Source organism: Lactobacillus sp. UMNPBX4, assembly GCF_002554115.1.
In the GTDB taxonomy this organism is placed as follows: Bacteria; Bacillota; Bacilli; order Lactobacillales; family Lactobacillaceae; genus Lactobacillus; species Lactobacillus gallinarum.
In genome coordinates this window covers 12,490-37,009 of record NZ_PCZF01000001.1, presented here as the reverse complement: position 1 = coordinate 37,009, position 24,520 = coordinate 12,490, and the positions used below count along the sequence as shown (strand labels likewise).

Sequence of the window (24,520 nt, the reverse complement as noted above, 5' to 3'; positions counted from 1 at the left end):
ATCGATCCTTTATTTAAGTAAACATCTAACAATCATAACTATACCAGCAATTGTAAAAATTATCCCCAAAATCATAAACGCCTTAATGCCGCCCTTATTATTGGGCTGCTTGCGTCTATTAAAGGCATAAGACATGTCATAGATTCCCATGATTAAAACAATTATCGCTGTAAAAATATTAACTGAGAACATCTTTTCACCTAATCCTCATTAGTCCCACGGCCTGGAAAGATCATTTTATCATTGCGTCCACGTTCGCATTCCGCTTGTAACGTCACATGGTTAATACCCAATTTGGCTTTAAGTTTTTTACCAATATCTTGATAAAGATTCTCAAGCTCATCTGCATGAAGATTGCGATCAACATTAATATGGGCATCCATCATAATAAAGTCATCACTATAGCGCCATACATGGACATGGTGAATATTCTTTACTTCTGGAAAAGAAAGCACAATGTCATTAACCGAATTTAAATCAATATCAGGATTTGATTCCATCAATACATTAGCAGCCTTCATCGTGATCTCATAAGCCTCATGTAAAACAAAGACTGAAACTAGAATTGTCAAAACAGGGTCAAGCCAAGTTACATTCCAAAAGTAAATAAAAATCGCACCAATTACAACAGCCACACTAGATAGCGCATCACTAAGCATGTGGATAAATGTTGAACGGACATTTAAGTTTCCTTTAGCATCATGATGCATCGCTAACATAGAAATAATATTGGCGACTAGTCCGATAATTGATACAACTAACATAATTCCACCATGAATATGTTCCGGTTGCCAAAATCTTTGAATAGCTTCGACGAATAATACAACACTGATAACTATTAGCACAACTCCATTAGTAAACGCAGCCAAGATTTCGGCTCGATCATAGCCAAAAGTCTTTCGTTGATTGCGACTTCTTCTACTAATTAAGTGAGCTACAAAAGATAAAATAATGGCCCCCACATCGCTTAAGTTATGCACAGCATCTGAAAGCAATGCCAGTGAACCTGATAAAATACCACCTAAAAATTCCGCAATAGTAATTATCACATTAAGCAATGTAACAAATACATAACGCTTTGTTGTATGATCTTTATTCATAAATATTTTCCTTCCGTTATCAGTGTACCAAAAAAGCCCTACTTATGCAGTAGGACTTATTTTTACAGTTTTTCGGCATTGACATTGTAATCTACAATTTCAAATTTACCATTATCGTGCAAAATTCCACGAGTGACACTTCCATTATCTGGGAAAATGATATCGTGCTTACCATCGCTCTTATTCCAATATTTAATAGATAAAGTCTTGATAAAATCACCATGAGTTACTAATAAAACTCTTTGTTCATTTTTAGTCACATCTTTTAACACATCGATGGCACGAACCATACGTTTATCTAACTCATCTTTATCTTCGGCTAAGTGTCTTGGATCAGCTCTCTTAGTAGCTTCACGAAATTCACGCAAACCTACTTGGTTGATAATCTTAGCAACATTATCTTCATGCCCTATACCTGCTGCCATTGCTACTTGATCCCAGGTTTGGTTAATATCATCACCTTCAAAAGTTCCGAAGAATACTTCACGAAATTCAGGCAACTTTTTAATTTTACCAATATCTGAGACCAAGTTAGCATCTTTCATTAAATGAACAGTATCAATTGCTCTTTTTAAATCAGATGAATACATATTATCAAAGTGAACTTGACTCAAAGCATTAGCAGTCACTTTTAAATCGTTAATTCCCTTAACAGTCAGTGGTGAATCACACCAGCCTTGCACCTTATTCAATTGGTTAAACATGGTTTCACCATGACGAACTAAATAAACTTCTGTTGACATATTAACCCTCCCTTTACATTAATAAACATTGTATCAAACTTAACGAATATATGCTGTATAAAAGAAATATGATGCTTGAACAAATGCAAGTGTAGCAATGAAAATTCGAACTGGCTTCTCTGGCACTCGCCTTAAAATTGCAGGTCCAATATAGCCACCAGCAAACATCCCTATGGCTAATGGTATTGTCTGCAGCCAATAGATATGCGAAGTAAACATAAAAATAATAAGAGCCACTAAATTAGCAAAACCACAAATCACATTTTTGATTGCGTTAATCACGATGAATTTTTCATTAGTAATGTAGGTCAAAAGCACGAGTACTATTACACCACCGGCTGCACCGAAATAGCCAGTGTAGGCTCCCATTATTAAAAGCGCAATGAAATAGATCACCTTTAACCACATCGGCTGCTTTTTGGTATTCAAACTATGATGTTTGCCTGAAACAATGATCATAATTCCAGAAAATGCTATGAAAAATGGTACTGCTTTTTCAAAGACACTGGATGGAAATGAAAGTAAAAGCATGCAACCAATAATTGAACCGACTACAGTAAAAATAGTGTAAAACCAGACCTGTTTCCAATGTTCCTTTAACTCTTTCGTAGAGGAGACAGTTGAACCTATACTAGTCCAAATTAATGCGGCATCGTTTGTTACATTGGCAAAAACCGGCGGAATACCCACAGCTAAAAGCACCGGATACGAGGCAAGTGATGCCATTGATGCAATAGAAGAAAGTAAGCCGCCAGCTACTCCACCTAACAATAAAAAGATTATCGTCCAAATCGTCATTTTCTATTCCCTTTCTTTACATCATCCAATCCATTATAATTCTAGTAGTTACTAACATAAAGGAAGTTATCAAATGTCTACATTCAATACTTTAATTTTTATTCCTGAGGGCAGTCTTTTAAATGAAAAACTAGCTGAAAAAAATGCTCTTCGCCAAACTTTAAAACATTACGGCATAGATTGGGGACCAGCTGAACGGATTAAATATACTAGTTTGCAAAAGCAATTTAAGCTTTTATCCACAGATGAACAAATCGATCTAGCTTTGTCCACATACCTAAAAGAAGATTTAGCTGAAACACGAGCTGTTTTTGCACAAAAAATGCAAGAACAAACTCGCTTAGTTAAAGGCGCTACAGATTTTTTAGATGAAATTACTGGTTCTCTTCGTCTAATTCTACTTGCTAAAGAAACCAAAGCTCAAATTGAGCCACGTCTTGCGCCAACTGAATTACTCAGTTCTTTTAACTTTGCTTATTTTGCAGACGATTTTAAAGATAAGCTGCCTAGTAAAAATATCTTTTTCAAAATATTGAAGGATCATCCTGAGATTGATCCTGACAGTACTCTCGTGATTGGCACAAATCTAGATGAAGAAATTCAAGGCGCAGAAAACGCAAATCTAAAATCTTTATGGCTTGCACCAAAAAAGGATAAAATTCCTATCTCACCTCGTCCTACCCTGCATTTAAGCAAATTAGCAGACCTTGATTTTTATCTAGACCTTGATTAATAGTTATAATAAATATATGTCACTTAGAAAGGATGATTTTGATGACAAAAGTTGCTGTTATCTTTGCAGATGGTTGTGAAGAAGTTGAAGGTTTAAGTGTAGTCGATGTATTACGCCGTCTAAATGTTGAATGTGATATGGTCGGCTTGCACAGTAAAGACGTAGATGGTGATCACCACATTAAGTTAACTTGTGACAAAGTTGTGGACAACAGTTTGCTTGACTACGATTTAGTTGCTTTTCCGGGTGGAATGACTGGTTCAGCTAACTTACGTGATGATGAAAAGTTACGCGATTTAATGGTTAAGCGTCATGAAGCTGGAAAGTGGGATGCTGCAATGTGTGCTGCTCCTCGTGCATTAGCTCGCTATGGTGTATTAAAAGATGCTGAGTTCACTTGCTATCCAGGTATTGAAGAAGAATGTGCTAAGTATGATCCAAGCGCTCATTTCAGTGAAAGAATTACTGTCACTGACAAAGAACACAAAGTTTTGACTAGCCGTGGTCCAGCTACTGCTTGGGCATTTGCTTACGCTATTGCAGAAGCACTTGGTGTTGATACTAAGCAATTGAAGCATGGTATGCTTTACGACTACTTAGCTGATAATATTCAAGATAGTTTATAATTTGTGGAAAACTAAGAGCTAAAATGTTCTTAGTTTTTTATTGCACCAAAAAAGCATCCCTGATTGGGATGCTTTTTGTATAAACGTAAATCCAAAGATTAACGTTTTGAGAATTGTGAAGCTTTACGGGCTTTCTTCAAACCTGGCTTCTTTCTTTCCTTCATTCTTGGGTCACGAGTTAAGAAACCTGCCTTCTTAAGTGGACCACGGAAGTCTGGGTCAACTTCAAGAAGAGCACGTGCAATACCGTGACGGATAGCTCCAGCTTGGCCAGAGAAACCACCACCGTTAACATTAACGTGAACGTCGTATTGACCTTCAGTTTCAGTTAATGTTAAAGGTTGCTTTAAATCTTTAACCAAGTTAGGGTATGGAATGTATTGATCAACATCTTTACCGTTAACAGTGATCTTACCGTTACCTGGTACTAAACGAACACGCGCAACTGAATCCTTGCGGCGACCAGTACCTGTGTATGCAGCTTGTTGTGCCATTATTTAACCTCCTAATTAAATTAACTTGTTGATATCTAACTTTTCAGGCTTTTGTGCTTCGTGCTTGTGGTCTTCGCCAGCATAAACATGCATCTTCATGAATTCATGATGACCAAGAGTGTTCTTTGGAAGCATACCCTTAACTGAGATTTCAACCATCTTAACTGGGTTATTAGCAAGCAACTCGCCGTATGAAACAGCCTTCAAGCCACCACGCCATTCTGAGTGGTGGTAGTAGAACTTGTCTGAAGCCTTTTTACCAGTCAACTTAATCTTTGAAGCGTTGATAACAATAACGTTATCACCGGTATCAACATTAGGTGTGTATTGAGGCTTGTTCTTACCTCTCAAAATAGTGGCTACAGCTGCAGAAAGACGACCTAAAGATACGTCGGTTGCATCAACAATGTACCACTTACGTTCGATTTCACTAGATTTTGCTAATGGTGTAGTACGCAATTTAAATTCCTCCGTTTATTTGCAGTTTGAAAACAATAAGTTTCCGGGGCCTATCGTGGACAAACATACTATACTAGAGTACGTCCTTTTTGCTAAAAAGTCAATTATAAATGCTAGTCTAATCTATATTTTTGTGGTATTTCATCATAAAAAACATGATAAAGATAAAGACCACTTGCTTGAGCCGTTTGTCGTACTTCCTGCCTATCTTTAGCGGCAATTACACGCTTTAAATCATGAATTGGACGCCGTCCATTGCCGATTTCAAGCAATGCAGCAACCATAATTCGAACCATATTGTATAAAAAACCAGAACCAATAAAATCGAATATTATTTCATTCTCTTTTTCGTCCTTAACAATGTTTACATAATAAATTGTTCTAACTTTATCTTCTATTTGCCCACCGCTTGCCGCAAAACTAGTAAAATCATGTTTGCCTAACAAGTCTTGCGCAGCTTCTTGCATTTTTTCTACGTCTAGCACATATGGAAAATGTCCTGTATAAAACCGTTTAAATGGATTAACAAAATGATCCAAACTTACACGATAGCGATACCATTTACCTTTAATAGAATATCTAGCATGAAAATTTTCATTAACTATTTCACAATCATTAAAAATAATATCAGTTGGCATCATTGAATTTAACGCCAAGATCATTCGATTAGCTGGAATAGTTTTACCAGGATAATCAAAATGAATTACCTGTCCAACAGCATGAACTCCAGCATCTGTTCTACCAGAGCCTTGAACAATAATGCGTTTTCCCTTAGTCATTTTCTTTAATGCATCTTCAACGGTTCCCTGAACTGTACGTTGATCTGGCTGCAGCTGAAAGCCATGAAATAAATGACCATCATATGCCATTGTCATCTTATATCTAGTTGCCATAATTAATGTGTCCTAAAAATTAACAATAGTCCTACCAACAAAACAAAATATGCCAAAGAAATCAAATCATATTTTGACCAATTTAAAACTCGATATTTGGTTCTTCCTTCACTCCCACGATATCCACGTGATTCCATCGCAGTAGAGAGATCAATCGCTGTCTCAAGTGAGTGAATGAATAATGGGATAAGAATCGGTGCGATTGCTTTAGCTCTTTTTATTAAGCCACCATCATTAAAATCCGCTCCACGTGATCTTTGAGCATTCATGATTTTTAATGTCTCATCAAATAAAGTCGGAACAAAACGTAAAGCAATCGAAATGACGAGTGCAATTTTATCTACAGGAACTTTCACCACTTTTAAAGGCTTAAGTAACCATTCCATTGCATCTGCTATCTCCAGAGGCATAGTCGTCACCGTCATTACTGTGGAAATCAAAATGATTAACGTGAAACGGACAAAAATATATATCGCATTTACGATACCATAGCTTGAAATACTAAATATCCACCAATGCCAAAAAACTTTGCCACCAGTCATAAAAAACAATTGTAATAGGGAAGTAAAGAAAATTAAGCCTATTAAAGGTTTAACACCATTCAAAAACACTCGAGCTTTTAATCCTGTAGCAATTATCGCTAAAAAGCAAAATAAGGTAATAATTGCATAAGTAATAGGATTATTGGCTAAAAAGATGGCCAAAATAAACAAAATAGTGATTAATAATTTACCTCGGGGATCCATTTTATAAACAAGAGAATCACCTGGAATATATCGTCCAATAATTATCTTACTCATTAAACTCCCCCCTGCACATTTTCCTTAATTCCATCAACTAATTCTTTGATTGTCAACGGATTTTCTTTAAATCTGAAGCCCTTTAACGATGATGCAAACAAACTAGAAGTAGGTTCATCTAAATAATGCTTTTTTAACCATTCCTCATTTTCAAAAACTTTTTGTGGTTTATCATGTTTAATTAATTTTCCGTGTTCCATTACTAAAACATCATCCGCATATTTAGCAACATCATCCATATTATGAGTAACCAAAATAACAGTATGACCGGCCTTTTGATAATTCACAAAAATCTGCATCATTTCTTCTCGAGCTCGTGGATCTAATCCCGCTCCAGGCTCATCCAGACAGAGTATTTGAGGTTCATTGACCATTACACCTGCAATTGCAACGCGTCTCATCTGTCCCCCAGAAAGCTCAAATGGAGACTTAGAAATCACATCCGTTGACAACCCCACTTGCTCTAACCATTTCTTTGCTTTAGCTTCGGCCTCTTTATCACTCATTCCAAAGTTTTTTGGACCAAATTTCACATCATCAAGTACAGTGTTTTCAAATAATTGACTTTCTGGAAATTGAAACACTAATCCTACTTCTTTACGCAGTTTTTTTAAGTTCTTATTTCCAGTTTGGGACGTAATATGATATCCCGCTATATCAATTGTTCCTGAACTCGGTTTTAGCAATGCATTAAAATGCTGCATTAAAGTCGATTTTCCACTACCTGTATGTCCGATTAATGCAATAAAACTATTGTCTAATAATTCAAAAGAAACATTGTCTAACCCTTTTTTCTCCATTGTTGTTCCAGGAGAATAAACATAATTTACATTTTCAAATTTAATTGACATAGATATTGCTTCAACTCATCTTTCGTTTTTACATTCTGGGGCACTCGAATCCCATTTTTATTTAATTCCAGTATTAATTTATTAGTAAATGGAATATCTAACCCTATTTGTTTAAGCATAGAAGTTTTATTAAAAATCTTTTCTGGTGGATCCTGATCAATTATTTCACCATCATTTAAAACAATCACACTATCTGCCATACTGGCTTCATCGATATCATGTGTAATGGAAATAACCGTTAAATCCTTTTTCTGCATCAACTCACTAATTATTTTAAGAACTTGTTTTCTCCCACTCGGATCAAGCATAGAAGTAGATTCATCTAAAATAATAATTTTGGGTTCGACAGCTAGTATTCCAGCAATAGCTATTCTTTGCTTTTGTCCACCAGAGAGATTAGCGGGTTCAGAGTCAATATATTCCAACATGCCTACTTCAGATAAAACGTTCCTTACTGTTTTTATCATTTCTTCTCTAGGTACGCCGCGATTTTCTAAGCCAAAAGCTACGTCATCCCCTACAGTAGCACCAACAAATTGATTATCTGGATTTTGAAAAACTATTCCAACTTTTTCTCTAATATTCCAGATATTTTCAGCCGTCACAGGTGTACCTAAAACTGTAATTTTACTATTAGAATTCTCATCTGGTAACAGTAACCCATTGATCAACTTGGAAATTGTTGATTTTCCGCTACCATTATGTCCAATTAAAGACGTCCATGACCCTTTTTTTACTGTAAAATTAACATCCTTTAAAACAGCTTTTTTTGTATCTGGATAAGTAAACTTGACATGTTGAAACTCAACAGCATCATCCTTAGGCATGCTGACACTTCCCCTCTAAACTACTTATTAGTAATTGTAACAGAAAAAAGAGCAAAAAAAATCATCCATGAAGAGGGATGATTTCTATCATCTAAGCTAGACTAAGCTTTCGCCATCATCTTTACGCTTTTTCTCACTTTCATGGATAATTCTTAATACGTATTAAGTTGTGGTAATTCTGAATTAAACTAATTCAAGAATAACCATTGGAGCAGCATCACCTTTACGAGGAACAGCTAACTTCAAAATTCTGGTGTAACCACCATTGCGATCCTTGTAACGAGGTGCTACATCGCTGAAAAGCTTTTGCAATGCTGACTTAACAACAACTGCATCTTTTTCTTCATGAACATCTGCAACTTCGTTACGTACGAATGCTGCAGCCTTTCTTCTTGAAGCTAAATCGCCGCGCTTACCTAAAGTGATCATCTTTTCGGCAGTCTTACGAACTTCTTTAGCACGAGTTTCAGTAGTAACAATACGTTCGTTCATGATTAATTGAGTAGTCATTTCTCTTAGCATTGCTTTTCTGTGAGCACTATCGCGACCTAATTTACGGTATGCCATGGGTTTGCCTCCTTTATTTACCTACTTTAGTCTTCTTGACGAAGTGAAAGACCTAAGTCGGTTAATTTATTCTTAACTTCTTCCAATGATTTACGTCCCAAGTTACGTACACGCATCATATCTGATTCTGTCTTATCAGTTAACTCTTGAAGAGTGTTAATGCCGGCACGTTTCAGGCAGTTATATGAACGAACAGAAAGATCAAGCTCTTCAATTGTCATTTCGAGTTTCTTTTCTTTCTTATCGTCTTCCTTTTCCACCATTACTTCGCTGAATTTAGTATCTGCATCAGCTGATTCAAATACCTTGAAATGTTCAACTAAAATCTTAGCAGCAAAACTAAGGGCGTCATTAGGCTTGATTGAACCGTCAGTCCAAATCTCAAAAGTGAGCTTGTCAAAATCGTCTCTCTTACCAACACGAGTTGATTCAACTTGGTAGTTAACCTTTTTAATTGGTGAGAATAGAGAATCAACAGGAATTACTCCAATTGGCATGTCATCACTCTTATTGTCACTTGCAGCAACATAACCTCTACCATTTTGCACGGCAATTTCCATGTGCAAGTGTCCACCTTCAGCAATGGTACAAATGTATTGATCCGGATTTAAGACTTGAACGTCTGCATCAACTTTAAGATCATCAGCAGTTACTGTGGCAGGACCTTCAACGTCTAACTCAATAACCTTTCTCTCATCTGAAAGAGACTTTAATTCAAGTTTCTTCAAATTAAGAATAATCTTGGTTACATCTTCTCTGACGCCAGGAACTGTTGAGAACTCGTGTAAAACGCCATCAATTTGCACATAAACAAGTCCAGTACCTGGAATAGAAGTAAGTAAGACTCTTCTTAGAGAGTTACCTAAAGTAGTACCAAAGCCTCGCTCAAGTGGTTCAACAACAAACTTACCGTAAGAATCTTCTTGTTCAACAACGGTAATATTTGGTTTTTCAAATTCAATCATTACTGGGCCCCTTTCAAAACGTAACGTCCTATATCAAGGACAATATTAAACACGACGACGTTTTGGTGGTCTGGAACCATTGTGGGGAACTGGCGTAACGTCACGAATTGCAGTAATTTCAAGACCAGTTGCTTGAAGTGATCTAATAGCAGATTCACGACCAGCACCAGGACCTTTTACAGAAACTTCTACATGTTTCATACCTTGGTCCATTGCACTCTTAGCTGCTGCTTCTGCTGCCATTTGAGCTGCAAATGGAGTAGACTTACGACTACCCTTAAAGCCCAATGCACCAGCTGAAGACCAAGCAACTGCATTACCTTGAACGTCAGTAATCATGACTAAAGTATTATTAAACGTTGAGTGAATGTGTGCCACACCGCTTTCAACATGCTTCTTCACACGACGCTTACGTGCTGTTTTCTTTGCAGGCATCAATAAACCTCCTTATAAATAAAATTAACGATTTCTCTTAGTACCCTTACGAGTACGAGCATTATTCTTGGTATTTTGACCACGAACTGGAAGTCCACGGCGGTGACGAATACCACGATAAGAACCAATATCAACTAAACGCTTAATGTTCATGCTTACTTCACGGCGTAAGTCACCTTCAACACGATACTTATCAACTTCAGTACGAAGCTTTTCTTGATCTTCTGGAGTTAAATCCTTTGAACGAACGTCTTCAGAAACACCAGCATCAGCACAAATCTTCTTAGCAGTTGCATCACCAATACCATAAATGTATGTTAAAGCAACAACAATTCTTTTATCTCTTGGTAAGTCAACACCAGCAATACGAGCCATAAACTACACCTCCTCTTTTTCTACACTATTAACCTTGACGTTGCTTGTGCTTTGGATTTGCTGAGCAAATAACCATTACACGGCCATGTCTCTTAATAACTTTACAATGTTCGCACATTGGTTTAACAGATGGTCTAACCTTCATGTTTCCCTCCGTTATATTACTTTATAAACCGATACGTAATTCTACCTTTAGTTAAATCATATGGAGATAATTCTACTGTTACACGGTCTCCAGGCAAAATGCGAATATAGTGCATTCTGATTTTACCTGAAACATGTGCTAAAATAGTAGCCCCATTTTCTAATTCAACTTTAAACATAGCATTAGGTAAGGTATCTACTACCTTACCCTCTACTTCAATGACATCATCTTTTGCCAAAGTTGTTCCTCCGCAATTAAACAGTCATACTTTGAAATTATAACACGGATAAAAAATTATACAAATTTATTCTATTGATTATTACTCAATACCGCATCAATATCTTCAAAGACTTTTTCTGGAGTTTGTTCACCATTAATTACAGTAAGCAAACCTTTCTTTTGATAAAAGTCTTTCAAAGGTGCATTCATCTTTTCATTAACTTCAAGACGATTCTTAACAACTTCTGGCTTATCATCTTCACGTTGATAAAATTCATGACCACCACAACGATCACAAGTACCTTCAACTTTAGGTTGCTTTGAAAGTTTATTATAAGTGGCACCACAATTTTTACACATGTATCTAGCTGATAAACGCTTAATCAAAGTATCTTCATCAACTTCAAGCGCAATAACATTTGTTAATGGTTTCTTTAAGCGTTTAGTAATACCATCAAGAAGTTCTGCTTGTACAGTAGTTCTTGGGAAACCGTCTAAGATGAAACCTTCTTTAATATCAGGTTGGCTTAAACGTTCTTCAACTAACTTAGCAGTAACTTCATCTGGTACCAAGTTACCTTTATCAATGTAACTTTTAGCTTCAAGACCAACCTTAGTCTTATTAGCCATTGCTTCCCTAAACATATCTCCAGTTGAAATATGAGTTAAGTGATATTTATCGACGATTCTCTCTGATGCTGTACCTTTACCAGCACCCGGTAAACCTAAAAGAATTAAGTTAATCATTTATCCGTTCCTATCTGATGAATCCAACATATTCTCTCTTCATTAACAATCCGTTAATTTGACGAGATAACTCAAGAACAACCCCAATAACAATTAAAAGACTTGTTCCTCCTAAACCAATGGAACTTGGGAGATTCCAAAAGTTAGTAGCTAATTGAGGCAATAATGCAACTAAGCCTAAAAATACTGAACCTACAGTTGATAATTTAATCAACATTTTTGAAATATAATTCTGGGTATCTTTACCTGGCCAAACGCTAGGAATATAAGCACCTTGTTTTTGTAAGTTTTCTGCTAGCTTCTCAGGGTTAACCTGTACAAAAGCGTAGAAGAATGTAAATAGAATAATTAAAAAGGTGTAGATAATAACTCCAGGTGTAGTTTGTAAACTAAAGATCTGGTTCATTACTTTAAACCATTGCTGATCACCTTGGGTTCTTTGAAAGGCCATTAAAATTGTTGCCGGTGTAACAATAAAAGAACTGGCAAAAATAACTGGAATAACTCCAGATACATTAACCTTTAATGGTAGAAAACTTTCAGAACCACTAATCGTCGCTCTTCTTGTGTATTGAATAGGAATACGACGATCAGCTTGTTCAACCCATGTAACCAATTGGGTTACAATAAGGATTGCAACTATAACCGCGATGAAGAACAAAATACCTTGCCAACGATCACTGGCACTATTATTAATAATTCCTTCTTTATAGATTTGCCATAATCCACTAGGTAATCTTGCAATAATACCAGCAAAGATAATTACTGATACACCATTTCCAAGTCCCTTATCTGTGATTTCATCACCTAACCATGTTAATAACATAGTTCCGGCGGTCATGATAATAGCAATTTCTATATAAGTTTGTGGAGTTTGATTCTTTACCAACCCCATTTCAGTCAAGGCGTTAAAACCTAATGTAATACCAATACTTTGAACAAAAGCAACAACTAATGTCAAATATCTAGTTACTTGATTAGTCTTACGACGCCCAACTTCACCTTGTTTTCCCCATTCTACTAATGTAGGTACGATATCCATTTGTAATAATTGAATTACAATTTGGGCCGTAATATAGGGAGAAACACCCAAGGAAAATATTGAATAGTTATCTAGTCCACCACCAGATACAGTATCTAGCATTGGAACTAATCCAGTTTGAGCAACCTGAGTGATCGCCTTTGCATTAACACCAGGAACAGCAATATTAGCACCAATCCGGTATATTAAAAGAATAAAGAGTGTAAAATAAATTTTATTTCTAATTTCTTTATCTTTAAAGGCGTTCTTCAAGGTCGAAAACATTAGATCACCTCAACAGTTCCGCCAGCGGCTTCAACTGCCTTCTTAGCAGCTGCGGAAACTTTGTTAACCTTTACAGTTAATTTAACTTTCAATTCACCGTTGCCAAGTAACTTAACGCCTGATAATTCTTTCTTTACCAAACCGTTTTCCTTAAGAGTTTCAACAGTAACTTCACTACCGTCATTGAACTTATTTAAGTCATCTAAGTTTACAATTGCATATTCTTTACGGTTAATATTCTTAAAACCACGCTTTGGCATAGTTCTGAATAATGGCATTTGACCACCTTCAAAACCTAAACGTGTATGACCGCCTTGACGAGCTAATTGACCCTTTTGACCACGGCCAGAAGTTTTACCGTAACCACTTGAAGTACCACGACCAACACGTTTTCTATTGCGACGTGAGCCTTCAGTAGAATGTAATTCATGAAGCTTCATTAATTTGGCACCTCCTTGATATCTTATTTATTAATCTCTTCAACAGAGATTAAGTGAGCAATTTTCAATAATGCACCGCGAGTAGCAGCGTTGTCTGGAAGAACAACAGTACTATTTACTCTACCTAAGCCAAGAGCTTTAACAATCTTTCTTTGTTCAGGTAGACGGTGAGCAGCACTTCTAATTAAAGTAATCTTTAAATCAGTCATCTATGATCTCCCTAATCTAAGCTCTTTCAGGTTGACGAAGTTTATTTACTTCTTCGCTAGTTCTAAGCTTCTTCAAACCATCGATAGTTGCACGAACAACGTTGATTGGAGTATTAGAACCAAGTGACTTTGAAGTTACGTCTGAAATACCAGCCATATCCATAACGATACGTACGGCACCACCAGCAGCAACACCGGAACCAGCTTCAGCAGGCTTCAATAAAATGTTACCTGAACCGTAGTGACCAATAACTTCATGAGGAATAGTAGTACCAACTTTAGGTACGTTAATCATCTTCTTCTTACCGTCTTCTACAGCCTTACGGATTGCTTCTGGGACTTCTTGAGCTTTACCAGTACCAAAACCTACACGGCCTTTCTTGTCGCCAACAACAACAAGAGCAGCAAATCTCATACGGCGACCACCTTTAACAACCTTAGTGATACGGTTGACAGCGACTAATTGATCTTCGATATCGTCTTTGTTTCTGCGATTATTACGAGAATCATTACGGTTTGCCATGTGTTAATTCTCCTTTCCTAGAAATCTAATCCGTTTTCACGAGCAGCATCAGCTAACGCTTGAATACGGCCGTGGTATAAGTAACCACTTCTATCAAATACAACTGTAGAAATGTTCTTAGCCTTTGCAGCTTCAGCAATAGCCTTACCTACAGCAGCAGCTTGTTCTACCTTAGTTGCATCTTCTGATACGTTTTCATCCAAAGTTGAGGCGCTTGCAAGCGTAACACCCGCTACGTCATCAATTAATTGAGCGTAGATGTTTTTATTTGAACGAAAAATGCTTAAGCGTGGGCGCTCAGCAGTACCAGAAATCTTACCACGAATACGTTTATGACGCTTTAAGCGTAACTTGTTTTTATCTGGTTTAGAAATCACAATTTCACCTCAAAATAACTACTTATTACTTACCTGTCTTACCTTCCTTACGACGTACGTATTCATCAACATAACGAATACCCTTACCCTTGTAAGGTTCTGGTGGACGTACGGCGCGGATTTCAGCTGCAAATTGACCTACATCTTGCTTTGAAACACCTTCAACTTCTACATCAGTTGCTGAAGTTGCCTTAACAGAAACACCTTCTGGTGCAGTCAATACAACTGGGTGTGAGTAACCAACGTTTAAAGTAATCTTGTTGCCTTGTGCTTGTGCACGGTAACCAACACCGATTAACTTTAAAGTCTTCTTATAACCGTTAACTACACCTTCGATCATTGAAGCTAAGTTAGCTCTTTCAGTACCGTGAATTGCTTTATCATTTTCACTTGAACGTGAAAAGTTAATTTCACCGTCTTTTTGTTCAAAAGTGATCTTTGGATCGAAGTATCTAGTTAATTCACCCTTAGGGCCCTTAACAGTAATGTTGTCGCCTTCCTTGGTAACAGTGACACTGTCAGGGACTTCAATAGTCTTTAAACCGATTCGGCTCATTAATTGTTCTCCTTTCTGTCAGTATTACCAAACGTAGGCAATTACTTCGCCGCCAACGTTCTTTTGTCTTGCTTCTTTGTCAGTAATAACACCAGCAGAAGTAGAAACGATGGCAATGCCTAAACCATTAAGAACTTTAGGTAAGTCTTCAGCACTTACGTAGTTTCTAAGACCTGGCTTAGAAATACGCTTTAAGCCTGAAATAACGCGTTCTCCATTTGGACCATATTTCAAGAATACCTTGATAACGCCTTGCTTGTTATCATCAGCAACTTCGTAATCACGGATGAAACCTTCACGTTTCAAAATTTCTGAAATAGACTTTTTAATATTTGATGCAGGAATTTCAACTGAATCGTGCTTTGCCATGTTGGCATTTCTGATTCTAGTCAAGTAATCTGCGATTGGATCTGTCATGACCATTTAAGCTATCCTCCTAACCGTATACTACCAACTAGCCTTTTTAAGACCAGGGATTTGACCCTTGTGTGCTAATTCCTTTAAGCAAATACGGCATAAACCGAATTTACGGTATACGGAATGTGGACGACCACATCTCTCGCAACGTGTATATTCGCGTGAAGAGAACTTAGCAGGACGACGATTTCTGATTTTTTGTGATGTTTTAGCCATTAATGTCCTCCACTATCTTGCAAACGGCATACCAAATTGAGTCAAAAGTTCACGAGCTTCTTCATCAGTGTTGGCAGTAGTTACGATAACAATGTCTAAACCTCTAGTACGGTTAACCTTATCAAAATCGATTTCTGGGAAAATCAATTGTTCCTTAACACCTAAAGTGTAGTTACCACGACCATCAAATGAACGAGTTGATACACCACGGAAGTCACGAACACGTGGAAGAGAAACATTGATTAACTTGTATAAGAAGTCGTACATTCTGTCGCCTCTAAGGGTTACCTTAGCACCGATAGACATACCTTCACGTAAACGGAAGTTAGCGATTGACTTCTTTGCCTTAGTAATTAATGGCTTTTGACCAGAAATTAAAGTTAATTCTTCAACAGCTTCGTCCAAGTTCTTGGCGTTAGAAACAGCGTCACCGACACCCATGTTCAAAACGATCTTGTCGATCTTTGGAATTTGCATTGATGACTTGTAATCAAACTTTTCTGCCAATGCAGGAGCTACTTTTTCTTTGTATTCTTCAGCTAAATAACTTGCCATTTGTGTCCTCCCTTCTACTTATCTTCTTTTTTACTAATAACTTTAACGTTTGATGCGTGAATTGAACCTTCTGATTCAACTACACCACCATTAGCGTTGGTTTGAGAAGGCTTTTGGTGCTTCTTAATCTTGTTAACACCCTTAACAACTACACGGTTCTTCTTAACATTAACAGAAAGAACAGTACCTTCTTTACCTTTATCTTTTCCGGCAATAACTTTTACCTTGTCACCAGTTTTAACGAACATCAGTGCACCTCACTATCAATTATAAGACTTCAGGAGCAAGAGAGACGATCTTCATAAAGTCGTACTCACGTAACTCACGTGCAACTGGCCCAAAGATACGAGTACCACGTGGGCTCTTATCTGCGTTAATAATTACTCCAGCATTTTCGTCGAATTTGATGTATGAACCATCTTCACGACGTGCACCTGACTTTGTTCTGACAATTACAGCTTTTACAACGTCGCCCTTTTTGACAACGCCACCTGGTGTTGCTTGCTTAACAGTACATACAACGATGTCACCAATGTTACCGGTCTTACGCTTTGATCCACCTAAGACTCTAATAACTAAAAGTTCTCTGGCACCAGAGTTATCAGCAACCTTTAAACGAGATTCGTTTTGAATCACTGTAGAATCCTCCCCTCACTAAATCCGCAAATTAAACAGATTTCTTAACAATCTTTACTAAACGGAAGCGCTTCTTACGAGATAATGGACGGGTTTCCATGATACGTACAGTATCGCCAACTTTAGCTTCGTTATTTTCGTCTTGTGCGTAGTATTTCTTAGAATATCTAATACGCTTGTTGTAAACTGGGTGGTTCTTGTAAGTATCAACAACGACTACGATAGTCTTGTCCATCTTATCAGAAACTACACGACCTTGGTATACGTGACGACGATTTCTTTCGTTTGTTTCGCTCAAGTTAATAGCTCCCTTCCATTAATTGTTTTCTAATGCTTTTTCGCTCAGAACAGTCTTGATTCTGGCGATATTCTTGCGGACTTTACTCAAGCGAGCGGTATTTTCTAATTGACCCGTTGCTTGTTGGAAACGCAAATTAAAGAGTTCTTCTTTATATTGCTTTTCTTTTTCTAACATTTGATCAGTGGTTAATGCTCTGATATCTTTAGCCTTCATTAGATTCGCCACCTACTTCCGAACTTCTAGTTACAAACTTAGTCTTAATTGGTAACTTAGTTGAAGCAAGTCTCAAAGCTTCACGAGCAGTTGCTTCATCAACACCACCAATTTCAAACATAATCTTTTCTCTCTTAACTACAGCTACCCAACCTGCAGGTGCACCTTTACCAGAACCCATACGTACACCTACACCTTTAGCAGTGTATGACTTTTGAGGGAAAATTCTAATCCAAACTTTACCGCCACGCTTCATGTAACGTGTCATAGCAACACGGGCTGCTTCGATTTGACGGTTAGTAATCCAATGTGATTCGAGGGCTTCAAGACCATATTCACCAAAGGCAATATATTTACCACCTTTAGCAGCACCACGCATCTTACCACGGAATTCACGACGGTGTTTTACTCGTTTTGGTACTAAAGGCATTATCTATTTCCTCCCTTCGCTGGCTTTGAAGCTGGCTTGTTCTTACGAGTAGGTAAGATTTCGCCACGGTTGATCCAAGCTTGAACACCAATTTCACCATAAGTAGTGAAAGCATTTACCCAAGCATAATCAATATCAGCTCTCAAAGTTTGTAATGGAACACGACCTTCTGTGTGCCATTCTCTTCTTGCCATGTCGGCACCGTTCAAACGACCAGAAGTTTGAACCTTGATACCCTTGGCACCAGCACGCATAGCTCTTTGAGTAGCTTGACGCATAGCACGTCTAAAAGCAATACGAGCTTCAAGTTGACGAGCAATACTATCTGCTACCAATTCAGCATCAAGATCTGGTTTCTTAATTTCAACAATATTAATGTGAACTTGCTTACCAGTTAAAGCATTTAATTGTTTTCTTAAAGCTTCAACTTCAGAACCACCTTTACCAATTACCATACCAGGCTTTGCGGTGTGGATTGAAATGTTAATTCTGTTAGCTGCACGTTCAATTTCAACAGTAGACACTGAAGCATCCTTCAATTTCTTTGAAATAAACTTTCTGATTCGAAGGTCTTCATTTAAAGTTTCTTTGTATCCTTTGTCAGCATACCATTTTGATTCCCAATCACGGATGACACCGAGACGAAAACCGTTTGGGTTAATCTTTTGACCCATTAATATACCTCCCTTAATCGTTCTTTTCTGAAACTACTACAACTACGTGACTGGTTCTCTTGTTAATTGGGGAAGCCATACCCTTAGCACGGGGACGGAATCTCTTTAAAGTAGCACCTTCGTTTACATATGCTTCTGATACGTAAAGATTTGCACTTTCAAGATCGTAGTTGTGTTCTGCGTTAGCAATTGCTGAACGTAAAACTTTTTCAACGATTGGGGAAGCAGCTCTAGGCGTAAATTCTAAGATTGCTAATGCTTCGGCAACGCTCTTACCACGAATTAAGTCAACGACCAAACGAGCTTTTCTTGGAGCGATGCGAACAGTTCTTGCTTCTGCCTTAGCTGAACTAATTTGTTCTGCCATTTAGATGTTTCTCCTTCCTCTATTGTGCTGTGGTTTTATCTTCAGTGGATTTGTGTCCATGGAAAGTTCTTGTTGGAACAAATTCACCTAACTTATGACCAACCATGTCTTCAGTAATGTATACTGGAACATGTTTTCTACCATCGTAAACAGCTATAGTCAAACCAACAAAGGAAGGGAAAATAGTTGAACGACGTGACCAAGTCTTAATAACTTGCTTCTTATCTGCATCTGCTTGTGCATCAACCTTCTTTAATAATGATGCATCAGCAAAAGGACCTTTTTTAATACTACGGCTCATTAATTAACCCTCCTTCTATTACTTGCTACCTTTACGGTGACGAATGATTAACTTCTCGCTAGCCTTCTTGGTGTCTCTAGTCTTGATACCGCGAGCCTTCTTACCCCATGGAGTCATAGGTTGTGGACGACCAACTGGAGCCTTACCTTCACCACCACCATGTGGGTGATCGTTAGGGTTCATTACGGAACCACGTGATTGTGGGCGCTTGCCTAACCAACGCTTACGACCAGCTTTACCTAATTGAATTAATGAATGTTGTTCATTACCTACAACACCAATAGTTGCACGGCATGATGACAAGATCTTACGAACTTCACCACTTTGTAATCTTACTAAAGTGTAATCACCATCAACACCCAAAACTTGAGCAGAAGTACCAGCACTTCTTACAAGTTGGCCACCCTTACCTGGCTTCAATTCAATGTTGTGGATTGAAGTACCAGATGGGATATTCTTTAATGCTAATGCGTTACCTGGCTTAATGTCAACTGAATCGCCTGATTCAACGATATCGCCAACCTTTAATCCCCTAGGTGCTAAGATATAAGCTTTAATACCATCAGTGTAGTGAAGTAATGCGATGTTAGCAGTTCTGTTTGGATCGTATTCGATAGCCTTTACAACTGCCTTTGCATTATCCTTATTACGCTTAAAGTCGATGATACGGTATTTTTGTTTGTGACCACCACCACGGTGTCTTACAGTGATGTGACCATATGAGTTACGACCTGCAGTATGTGATTGTGATTCAAGTAAAGTCTTTTCAGGCTTTGTCTTGGTAATCTCAGCAAAGTCGGAAGAAGTCATATGACGACGACCATTAGTGGTTGGCTTGTAAATCTTAATAGCCAATTGACTGACCTCCTATTACTTGTTGTCTTCTTTATTTTCGTCTTGGAAAATCTTGATGTCGTTTGAATCGTTAGTTAAAGTGACGATTGCCTTTCTACGACGAGCAGTCTTACCAGTGTAACGACCTACTCGCTTGTCTTTACCGCGAACATTCATAATGTTAACGCTCTTTACCTTAACATCGAAGATTTCTTCAACAGCATTGCGAACTTGTGTCTTGGTTGCAGTTAAAAGCACGTCGAATGTGTACTTCTTATCATCCATTAAGTTCGTGGACTTTTCAGTAATGACAGGTCTTAAAATGATATCGCGTGCGTCCATTAAGCCAAAACCTCCTCGATCTTCTTAACAGCATCTTGAGTCAAGATTAACTTATCATAGTTAACTGCATCTTCAACGTTCAAACCGTTAACTGGAACAGCCTTAACCTTAGCTAAGTTTCTTGCGGAAAGTTGTACATTGTTATCATCTGAAACAATTAAAACCTTACCATCAACATTTAAGCTGTTTAACATTGATACTAAATCTTTAGTCTTAGGTGCTGACATAGTCAACTTATCTAAAACGATCAAATCCTTATCAATCATCTTTTGGGAAAGAACTGACTTAATAGCCAAACGACGTTGCTTTCTTGGCATCGTGTATGCGTATGAACGAGGTGTTGGGCCAAATACTGTACCACCACCACGCCATTGTGGAGATCTGATAGAACCTTGACGAGCACGACCAGTACCCTTTTGTCTCCAAGGCTTCTTACCACCACCGCGAACGGCAGATCTGTTCTTAACCTTTGAGGTACCTTGACGCTTACCGGCTCTTTGTCTAATGATTGCTTCAAAAACGACACTTTCGTTAGGCTCAATACCAAAAACTTTATCGTTTAAAGTAACTTCACCAGAATCTTTACCGTTTTGATCCATAACTTTTAAATTAGCCATTCTAGTCCTCCTTCCTATTTATCAGCCTTAACAGCTTTAGAAGCAGTCTTAACAACGATTAATGAGTTCTTAGCACCTGGAACATTGCCCTTGATCATCAATACGTTCTTGTCTGCTACAACTTTTTCAATTACTAAGTTTTCAATGGTAACTTTCTTCATACCCATGTGACCTGGCAAACGCTTGCCCTTTGGTACACGGTTAATGATGGAACCCATTGAACCAGGAATTCTATGGTATCTTGAACCGTGGGTTTCTGGTCCTCTTGATTGGCCCCAACGCTTGATGTTACCTTGGTATCCATGACCTCTTGAAGTACCAGTAACGTTTACAACGTCACCTTCCTTGAATGTATCCACAGTAACTTCTGAGCCGACTTCATAGTCCTTAAGCTCAACACCGCGGATTTCCCGAATGAAGCGCTTAGGTGAAGTCTTTGCCTTATCAGCATGACCTTTTTCTGGTTTGTTGCTCAAAACTTCACGCTTGTCTTGGTAACCTAATTGAACAGCTTCATAACCGTCTGATTCAACAGTCTTAACTTGCATAACAACGTTAGGAGTTGCTTCTACAACTGTTACAGGAACAAGGACACCATCTTTAGTAAAGATTTGAGTCATACCAACTTTTCTTCCTAAGATTCCTTTGGTCATGTTTACACCTCTTTCTATTTAAATTACAACTTAATTTCGATGTCTACGCCGCTTGGAAGATCAAGCTTCATTAATGAATCAACAGTCTTAGGTGTTGGATTCAAAATATCGATTAAACGCTTGTGAGTGCGCATTTCGAATTGTTCACGTGAGTCCTTGTTCATGTGTGGTGAACGAAGAACAGTGAATAAAGTTCTTTCTGTTGGAAGAGGAACTGGACCTGAAATTTCAGCACCAGTTCTCTTTGCAGTAGCTACGATCTTAGCAGCTGATTCATCGAGAATACCGTGTTCGTATGACTTAAGTCTAATACGAATTGTTTGACTTGCCATTAAATTACCTCCTTAACGTCTTCTTTAAAAGATGACTCGCTCGGCAAAAATTCCCCGCACGCCACTGTGGCAATGCAGCCTGGCGTGCCGCAACCTTTTGCGTCAACGCTTTACAACAATTTTAATTACTCAAGGCACAATCGTCCCTTAAGCACAAAGACTATTTTACTTTGTCTTTCCTTAAATATCAAGGCTTAAGGGCATTTTTTCTAAAAAAGATTTACAAAAAAAGAGTTATTGAAAATTCTCAATAACTCTTTTTTATATGTAATTGTTTTCAATTAAGCTAAAAGCATAAAGCTTTTCACTATTAAAAATTATTCAGCTTCGCCGCCGCGCTTTTTAATAATGTCAGCTTGAATTGACTTAGGTGTTGGTGAGTAGTGATCAAATACCATAGTAAATGTACCACGACCTTGAGTTGATGAACGCAAAGTAGTTGCGTAACCAAACATTTCTGAAAGTGGAACAAATGAGTTGATGATCTTAGCACCTGCTCTGTCTTCCATACCTTCCATAGTACCACGACGAGCAGTGATTGAACCCATAACATCACCTAAGTATTCTTCTGGAGTGGTTACTTGAACCTTCATAATTGGTTCCAAGATAACAGCGCCAGCTTTTGAAGCAGCGTTCTTCAAAGCAAGTGAAGCAGCAACCTTGAAGGCAGCTTCTGATGAGTCGACTTCGTGGTAACTACCATCGTAAAGCTTAGCCTTAACATCGATCAATGGGTAACCTGCAAGAACACCATTCTTCATAGCTTCTTGTAAACCTTGGTCAACTGAAGGAATGAATTCACGAGGAACAACACCACCAACAATGGCATCTTCAAATTCGTAACCCTTACCTTCTTCGTTAGGAGTAAAGTCAATCCAAACGTCACCGTATTGACCCTTACCACCTGATTGACGAACGAACTTACCTTGTGCCTTAGCTTCCTTAGTGAAGGTTTCACGGTAAGCAACTTGTGGTTCACCGATCTTAGCATCAACGTTAAATTCACGTCTCATACGTTCAACCATGATATCAAGGTGAAGTTCACCCATACCTGAGATCAAAGTTTGACCAGTTTCTGGGTTAGTTTCAGCACGGAAAGTTGGGTCTTCTTCAGTAAGCTTTTGCAAAGCAACGTCCATCTTATCACGGTCAGCCTTTGACTTAGGTTCAACTGATACTTGGATAACTGGATCTGGAACTTTCAAGCTTTCCAAAATAAGTGGGTGATCTGGGTCAGTTAATGAGTCACCAGTAGTGGTGTTCTTCAAACCGATGGCACCAGCGATATCACCTGAGAATACTTCTGGAATTTCAGTTCTTGAGTTGGCGTGCATTTGAAGCAAACGACCTACACGTTCACGACTGTTCTTTGAAGCGTTCAATACGTATGAACCTGATTCAAGAGAACCGGTGTAAACACGGATGAAAGTCAAACGACCTACGAATGGGTCAGTAGCGATCTTGAATGCAAGAGCTGCAAATGGCTTCTTATCGTCAGCCATAAGTTCAACTTCATCACTAGTCTTAGGATCGTGAGCAACGTAAGGCTTAACGTCAAGTGGTGATGGCAAGTAGTCAATAACACCGTCAAGCATCATTTGAACACCCTTGTTCTTGAATGCTGAACCAGCATATACTGGGAAGAATTCCAAGTTCAAAGTAGCTTTACGGATAGCTGCCTTTAATTCATCGTTAGAAATTTCTTCACCGCCAAGGTATTTTTCCATGATGCCGTCGTCAACGTCAGCAACAGCTTCAATTAACTCACCACGACGCTTTTCAGCTTCTTCCTTGTATTCATCAGGAACTGGTACAGTATCCCACTTTGAACCAAGCTTGTCTTCATCGTAGATATCAGCAACCATGTTGATCAAGTCGATAACACCTTCGAAGGTATCAGCTGAACCAATTGGCATTTGAACAGCATGAGCGTTAGCATTTAAACGTTCGTGTAATGATTTAACTGACTTATCGAAGTCAGCACCAATCTTATCCATCTTGTTAACAAAAACAATACGAGGAACACCGTAAGTTTCAGCTTGACGCCATACGTTTTCAGTTTGTGGTTCAACACCAGCTTGGGCATCAAGAACAGTTACGGCACCATCAAGAACACGGAGTGAACGTTCAACTTCGATAGTGAAGTCAACGTGTCCTGGGGTATCAATGATGTTAATTCTGTAGTCCTTCCATTGTGCAGTAGTGGCTGCAGAAGTAATGGTGATACCACGTTCCTTTTCTTCATCCATCCAGTCCATTTGTGAATCACCTTCGTGAGTTTCACCAATTTTGTGGATCTTACCAGTGTAGTAAAGGATACGTTCAGTAGTAGTAGTCTTACCCGCATCGATGTGGGCCATAATACCAATGTTACGTGTCTTTGCTAATGGAAATTCACGCTTGTTAGCCATAAATTATTCTCTCCTTAAAATAAAACGAACGAA

Annotated in this window: 42 protein-coding genes; 2 read left to right on the top strand and 40 right to left on the bottom strand. The window is 38.2% G+C overall.

Features of this window, described 5'->3' with window-relative positions:
• Window positions 1-9 precede the first annotated feature (9 nt).
• The 4 genes from CP355_RS00245 to CP355_RS00230 all read right to left on the bottom strand — a co-directional run bounded on the left by CP355_RS00245 (window position 10) and on the right by CP355_RS00230 (window position 2,641).
• Entirely contained in the window at window positions 10-192 is a 183-nt protein-coding gene (locus CP355_RS00245; protein ID WP_025005245.1) for a DUF308 domain-containing protein, read from the bottom strand.
• Between the two features lie 8 nt (window positions 193-200).
• Window positions 201-1,100: a cation diffusion facilitator family transporter gene (locus CP355_RS00240; protein ID WP_098043643.1), complete on the bottom strand. Its 900-nt coding sequence runs from the start codon at window positions 1,098-1,100 to the stop codon at window positions 201-203.
• 62 nt (window positions 1,101-1,162) lie between these two features.
• Complete coding sequence (locus CP355_RS00235) at window positions 1,163-1,843, bottom strand: histidine phosphatase family protein (RefSeq protein ID WP_025005247.1); 681 nt, start codon at window positions 1,841-1,843, stop codon at window positions 1,163-1,165.
• Between the two features lie 39 nt (window positions 1,844-1,882).
• On the bottom strand, window positions 1,883-2,641 hold the full coding sequence (locus tag CP355_RS00230) for a sulfite exporter TauE/SafE family protein (RefSeq protein WP_098043642.1): 759 nt from the start codon (window positions 2,639-2,641) through the stop codon (window positions 1,883-1,885).
• A gap of 73 nt (window positions 2,642-2,714) precedes the next feature.
• Here CP355_RS00230 and CP355_RS00225 point away from each other — a divergent pair, with 73 nt between their 5' ends.
• The gene (locus tag CP355_RS00225) at window positions 2,715-3,374 is read left to right on the top strand and encodes an HAD family hydrolase (RefSeq protein WP_025005248.1); all 660 of its coding nucleotides are present in this window, start codon (window positions 2,715-2,717) and stop codon (window positions 3,372-3,374) included.
• Between the two features lie 41 nt (window positions 3,375-3,415).
• Window positions 3,416-4,000: a DJ-1 family glyoxalase III gene (locus CP355_RS00220; RefSeq protein ID WP_025005249.1), complete on the top strand. Its 585-nt coding sequence runs from the start codon at window positions 3,416-3,418 to the stop codon at window positions 3,998-4,000.
• A gap of 98 nt (window positions 4,001-4,098) precedes the next feature.
• Here CP355_RS00220 and rpsI read toward each other — a convergent pair whose 3' ends face one another.
• From rpsI to fusA, 36 genes are all read right to left on the bottom strand, one after another.
• On the bottom strand, window positions 4,099-4,494 hold the full coding sequence (gene rpsI, locus CP355_RS00215) for a 30S ribosomal protein S9 (RefSeq protein WP_003625832.1): 396 nt from the start codon (window positions 4,492-4,494) through the stop codon (window positions 4,099-4,101).
• A 15-nt stretch (window positions 4,495-4,509) separates the two neighbouring features.
• Window positions 4,510-4,953 carry a 50S ribosomal protein L13 gene (gene rplM / locus CP355_RS00210; protein ID WP_025005250.1) on the bottom strand — a complete coding sequence of 148 codons (444 nt, stop codon included), beginning with the start codon at window positions 4,951-4,953 and terminating at the stop codon, window positions 4,510-4,512.
• Window positions 4,954-5,066: 113 nt separating this feature from the next.
• Window positions 5,067-5,846, bottom strand: a complete 780-nt coding sequence (gene truA, locus CP355_RS00205; RefSeq protein WP_056945456.1) for a tRNA pseudouridine(38-40) synthase TruA — start codon at window positions 5,844-5,846, stop codon at window positions 5,067-5,069.
• Between the two features lie 2 nt (window positions 5,847-5,848).
• Window positions 5,849-6,646: an energy-coupling factor transporter transmembrane protein EcfT gene (locus CP355_RS00200; RefSeq protein WP_087175964.1), complete on the bottom strand. Its 798-nt coding sequence runs from the start codon at window positions 6,644-6,646 to the stop codon at window positions 5,849-5,851.
• Complete coding sequence (locus CP355_RS00195; protein ID WP_025005252.1) at window positions 6,646-7,497, bottom strand: energy-coupling factor transporter ATPase; 852 nt, start codon at window positions 7,495-7,497, stop codon at window positions 6,646-6,648. Before CP355_RS00195 ends, CP355_RS00200 begins: the two co-directional genes overlap by 1 nt.
• Complete coding sequence (locus CP355_RS00190) at window positions 7,473-8,324, bottom strand: energy-coupling factor transporter ATPase (protein WP_098043641.1); 852 nt, start codon at window positions 8,322-8,324, stop codon at window positions 7,473-7,475. Before CP355_RS00190 ends, CP355_RS00195 begins: the two co-directional genes overlap by 25 nt.
• A 183-nt stretch (window positions 8,325-8,507) precedes the next feature.
• Window positions 8,508-8,891, bottom strand: coding sequence for a 50S ribosomal protein L17 (gene rplQ / locus CP355_RS00185; RefSeq protein ID WP_003625821.1), 384 nt, complete (start codon window positions 8,889-8,891; stop codon window positions 8,508-8,510).
• 26 nt (window positions 8,892-8,917) lie between these two features.
• The gene (locus CP355_RS00180; RefSeq protein ID WP_025005254.1) at window positions 8,918-9,856 is read right to left on the bottom strand and encodes a DNA-directed RNA polymerase subunit alpha; all 939 of its coding nucleotides are present in this window, start codon (window positions 9,854-9,856) and stop codon (window positions 8,918-8,920) included.
• Window positions 9,857-9,901: 45 nt separating this feature from the next.
• Window positions 9,902-10,291 (bottom strand): 30S ribosomal protein S11, encoded by a 390-nt coding sequence (rpsK, locus tag CP355_RS00175; RefSeq protein WP_003625817.1) that lies wholly within the window; start codon window positions 10,289-10,291, stop codon window positions 9,902-9,904.
• Between the two features lie 24 nt (window positions 10,292-10,315).
• On the bottom strand, window positions 10,316-10,666 hold the full coding sequence (gene rpsM / locus CP355_RS00170; RefSeq protein ID WP_003625815.1) for a 30S ribosomal protein S13: 351 nt from the start codon (window positions 10,664-10,666) through the stop codon (window positions 10,316-10,318).
• A 28-nt stretch (window positions 10,667-10,694) separates the two neighbouring features.
• Complete coding sequence (rpmJ, locus tag CP355_RS00165) at window positions 10,695-10,811, bottom strand: 50S ribosomal protein L36 (protein WP_005721621.1); 117 nt, start codon at window positions 10,809-10,811, stop codon at window positions 10,695-10,697.
• A 16-nt stretch (window positions 10,812-10,827) separates the two neighbouring features.
• Complete coding sequence (infA, locus tag CP355_RS00160; protein WP_002878178.1) at window positions 10,828-11,049, bottom strand: translation initiation factor IF-1; 222 nt, start codon at window positions 11,047-11,049, stop codon at window positions 10,828-10,830.
• 71 nt (window positions 11,050-11,120) lie between these two features.
• Window positions 11,121-11,777, bottom strand: coding sequence for an adenylate kinase (locus tag CP355_RS00155; protein ID WP_025005255.1), 657 nt, complete (start codon window positions 11,775-11,777; stop codon window positions 11,121-11,123).
• Between the two features lie 10 nt (window positions 11,778-11,787).
• Complete coding sequence (secY, locus tag CP355_RS00150) at window positions 11,788-13,083, bottom strand: preprotein translocase subunit SecY (protein WP_025005256.1); 1,296 nt, start codon at window positions 13,081-13,083, stop codon at window positions 11,788-11,790.
• Entirely contained in the window at window positions 13,083-13,523 is a 441-nt protein-coding gene (rplO, locus tag CP355_RS00145; protein WP_057729732.1) for a 50S ribosomal protein L15, read from the bottom strand. Before rplO ends, secY begins: the two co-directional genes overlap by 1 nt.
• A 23-nt stretch (window positions 13,524-13,546) precedes the next feature.
• On the bottom strand, window positions 13,547-13,732 hold the full coding sequence (gene rpmD, locus CP355_RS00140) for a 50S ribosomal protein L30 (RefSeq protein ID WP_025005257.1): 186 nt from the start codon (window positions 13,730-13,732) through the stop codon (window positions 13,547-13,549).
• 16 nt (window positions 13,733-13,748) lie between these two features.
• Entirely contained in the window at window positions 13,749-14,255 is a 507-nt protein-coding gene (rpsE, locus tag CP355_RS00135) for a 30S ribosomal protein S5 (protein ID WP_003625807.1), read from the bottom strand.
• A 17-nt stretch (window positions 14,256-14,272) separates the two neighbouring features.
• The gene (gene rplR / locus CP355_RS00130) at window positions 14,273-14,632 is read right to left on the bottom strand and encodes a 50S ribosomal protein L18 (protein ID WP_007126808.1); all 360 of its coding nucleotides are present in this window, start codon (window positions 14,630-14,632) and stop codon (window positions 14,273-14,275) included.
• A gap of 25 nt (window positions 14,633-14,657) precedes the next feature.
• A complete protein-coding gene (gene rplF, locus CP355_RS00125) occupies window positions 14,658-15,188 on the bottom strand; it encodes a 50S ribosomal protein L6 (protein ID WP_025005258.1) in 531 nt (176 codons plus the stop codon).
• 24 nt (window positions 15,189-15,212) lie between these two features.
• Entirely contained in the window at window positions 15,213-15,611 is a 399-nt protein-coding gene (gene rpsH / locus CP355_RS00120; RefSeq protein WP_003625802.1) for a 30S ribosomal protein S8, read from the bottom strand.
• 24 nt (window positions 15,612-15,635) lie between these two features.
• On the bottom strand, window positions 15,636-15,821 hold the full coding sequence (locus CP355_RS00115; RefSeq protein ID WP_003549037.1) for a type Z 30S ribosomal protein S14: 186 nt from the start codon (window positions 15,819-15,821) through the stop codon (window positions 15,636-15,638).
• A 12-nt stretch (window positions 15,822-15,833) separates the two neighbouring features.
• Window positions 15,834-16,376 carry a 50S ribosomal protein L5 gene (gene rplE / locus CP355_RS00110; RefSeq protein ID WP_087175958.1) on the bottom strand — a complete coding sequence of 181 codons (543 nt, stop codon included), beginning with the start codon at window positions 16,374-16,376 and terminating at the stop codon, window positions 15,834-15,836.
• Window positions 16,377-16,390: 14 nt separating this feature from the next.
• The gene (rplX, locus tag CP355_RS00105) at window positions 16,391-16,624 is read right to left on the bottom strand and encodes a 50S ribosomal protein L24 (RefSeq protein WP_003549035.1); all 234 of its coding nucleotides are present in this window, start codon (window positions 16,622-16,624) and stop codon (window positions 16,391-16,393) included.
• A 19-nt stretch (window positions 16,625-16,643) separates the two neighbouring features.
• Complete coding sequence (gene rplN / locus CP355_RS00100) at window positions 16,644-17,012, bottom strand: 50S ribosomal protein L14 (RefSeq protein ID WP_012211380.1); 369 nt, start codon at window positions 17,010-17,012, stop codon at window positions 16,644-16,646.
• Window positions 17,013-17,043: 31 nt separating this feature from the next.
• The gene (gene rpsQ / locus CP355_RS00095; protein WP_005721626.1) at window positions 17,044-17,310 is read right to left on the bottom strand and encodes a 30S ribosomal protein S17; all 267 of its coding nucleotides are present in this window, start codon (window positions 17,308-17,310) and stop codon (window positions 17,044-17,046) included.
• An 18-nt stretch (window positions 17,311-17,328) separates the two neighbouring features.
• On the bottom strand, window positions 17,329-17,526 hold the full coding sequence (gene rpmC / locus CP355_RS00090; RefSeq protein WP_025005260.1) for a 50S ribosomal protein L29: 198 nt from the start codon (window positions 17,524-17,526) through the stop codon (window positions 17,329-17,331).
• A complete protein-coding gene (rplP, locus tag CP355_RS00085) occupies window positions 17,516-17,956 on the bottom strand; it encodes a 50S ribosomal protein L16 (RefSeq protein WP_003625792.1) in 441 nt (146 codons plus the stop codon). Before rplP ends, rpmC begins: the two co-directional genes overlap by 11 nt.
• The gene (rpsC, locus tag CP355_RS00080) at window positions 17,956-18,630 is read right to left on the bottom strand and encodes a 30S ribosomal protein S3 (protein ID WP_057729734.1); all 675 of its coding nucleotides are present in this window, start codon (window positions 18,628-18,630) and stop codon (window positions 17,956-17,958) included. The genes rplP and rpsC overlap by 1 nt, the downstream gene beginning before the upstream one ends.
• Window positions 18,631-18,643: 13 nt before the next feature.
• The gene (rplV, locus tag CP355_RS00075; protein WP_003625788.1) at window positions 18,644-18,997 is read right to left on the bottom strand and encodes a 50S ribosomal protein L22; all 354 of its coding nucleotides are present in this window, start codon (window positions 18,995-18,997) and stop codon (window positions 18,644-18,646) included.
• A gap of 19 nt (window positions 18,998-19,016) precedes the next feature.
• Window positions 19,017-19,298 carry a 30S ribosomal protein S19 gene (gene rpsS, locus CP355_RS00070; protein ID WP_025005262.1) on the bottom strand — a complete coding sequence of 94 codons (282 nt, stop codon included), beginning with the start codon at window positions 19,296-19,298 and terminating at the stop codon, window positions 19,017-19,019.
• An 18-nt stretch (window positions 19,299-19,316) separates the two neighbouring features.
• Window positions 19,317-20,153 carry a 50S ribosomal protein L2 gene (gene rplB / locus CP355_RS00065; protein ID WP_025005263.1) on the bottom strand — a complete coding sequence of 279 codons (837 nt, stop codon included), beginning with the start codon at window positions 20,151-20,153 and terminating at the stop codon, window positions 19,317-19,319.
• A gap of 15 nt (window positions 20,154-20,168) precedes the next feature.
• Entirely contained in the window at window positions 20,169-20,474 is a 306-nt protein-coding gene (gene rplW / locus CP355_RS00060; protein WP_025005264.1) for a 50S ribosomal protein L23, read from the bottom strand.
• Entirely contained in the window at window positions 20,474-21,091 is a 618-nt protein-coding gene (gene rplD, locus CP355_RS00055) for a 50S ribosomal protein L4 (protein WP_025005265.1), read from the bottom strand. The genes rplW and rplD overlap by 1 nt, the downstream gene beginning before the upstream one ends.
• A 14-nt stretch (window positions 21,092-21,105) precedes the next feature.
• Window positions 21,106-21,744 (bottom strand): 50S ribosomal protein L3, encoded by a 639-nt coding sequence (rplC, locus tag CP355_RS00050; protein WP_003625776.1) that lies wholly within the window; start codon window positions 21,742-21,744, stop codon window positions 21,106-21,108.
• A gap of 23 nt (window positions 21,745-21,767) precedes the next feature.
• On the bottom strand, window positions 21,768-22,076 hold the full coding sequence (gene rpsJ, locus CP355_RS00045) for a 30S ribosomal protein S10 (RefSeq protein ID WP_013641475.1): 309 nt from the start codon (window positions 22,074-22,076) through the stop codon (window positions 21,768-21,770).
• Between the two features lie 317 nt (window positions 22,077-22,393).
• Entirely contained in the window at window positions 22,394-24,487 is a 2,094-nt protein-coding gene (fusA, locus tag CP355_RS00040) for an elongation factor G (RefSeq protein WP_098043640.1), read from the bottom strand.
• Window positions 24,488-24,520 lie beyond the last annotated feature (33 nt).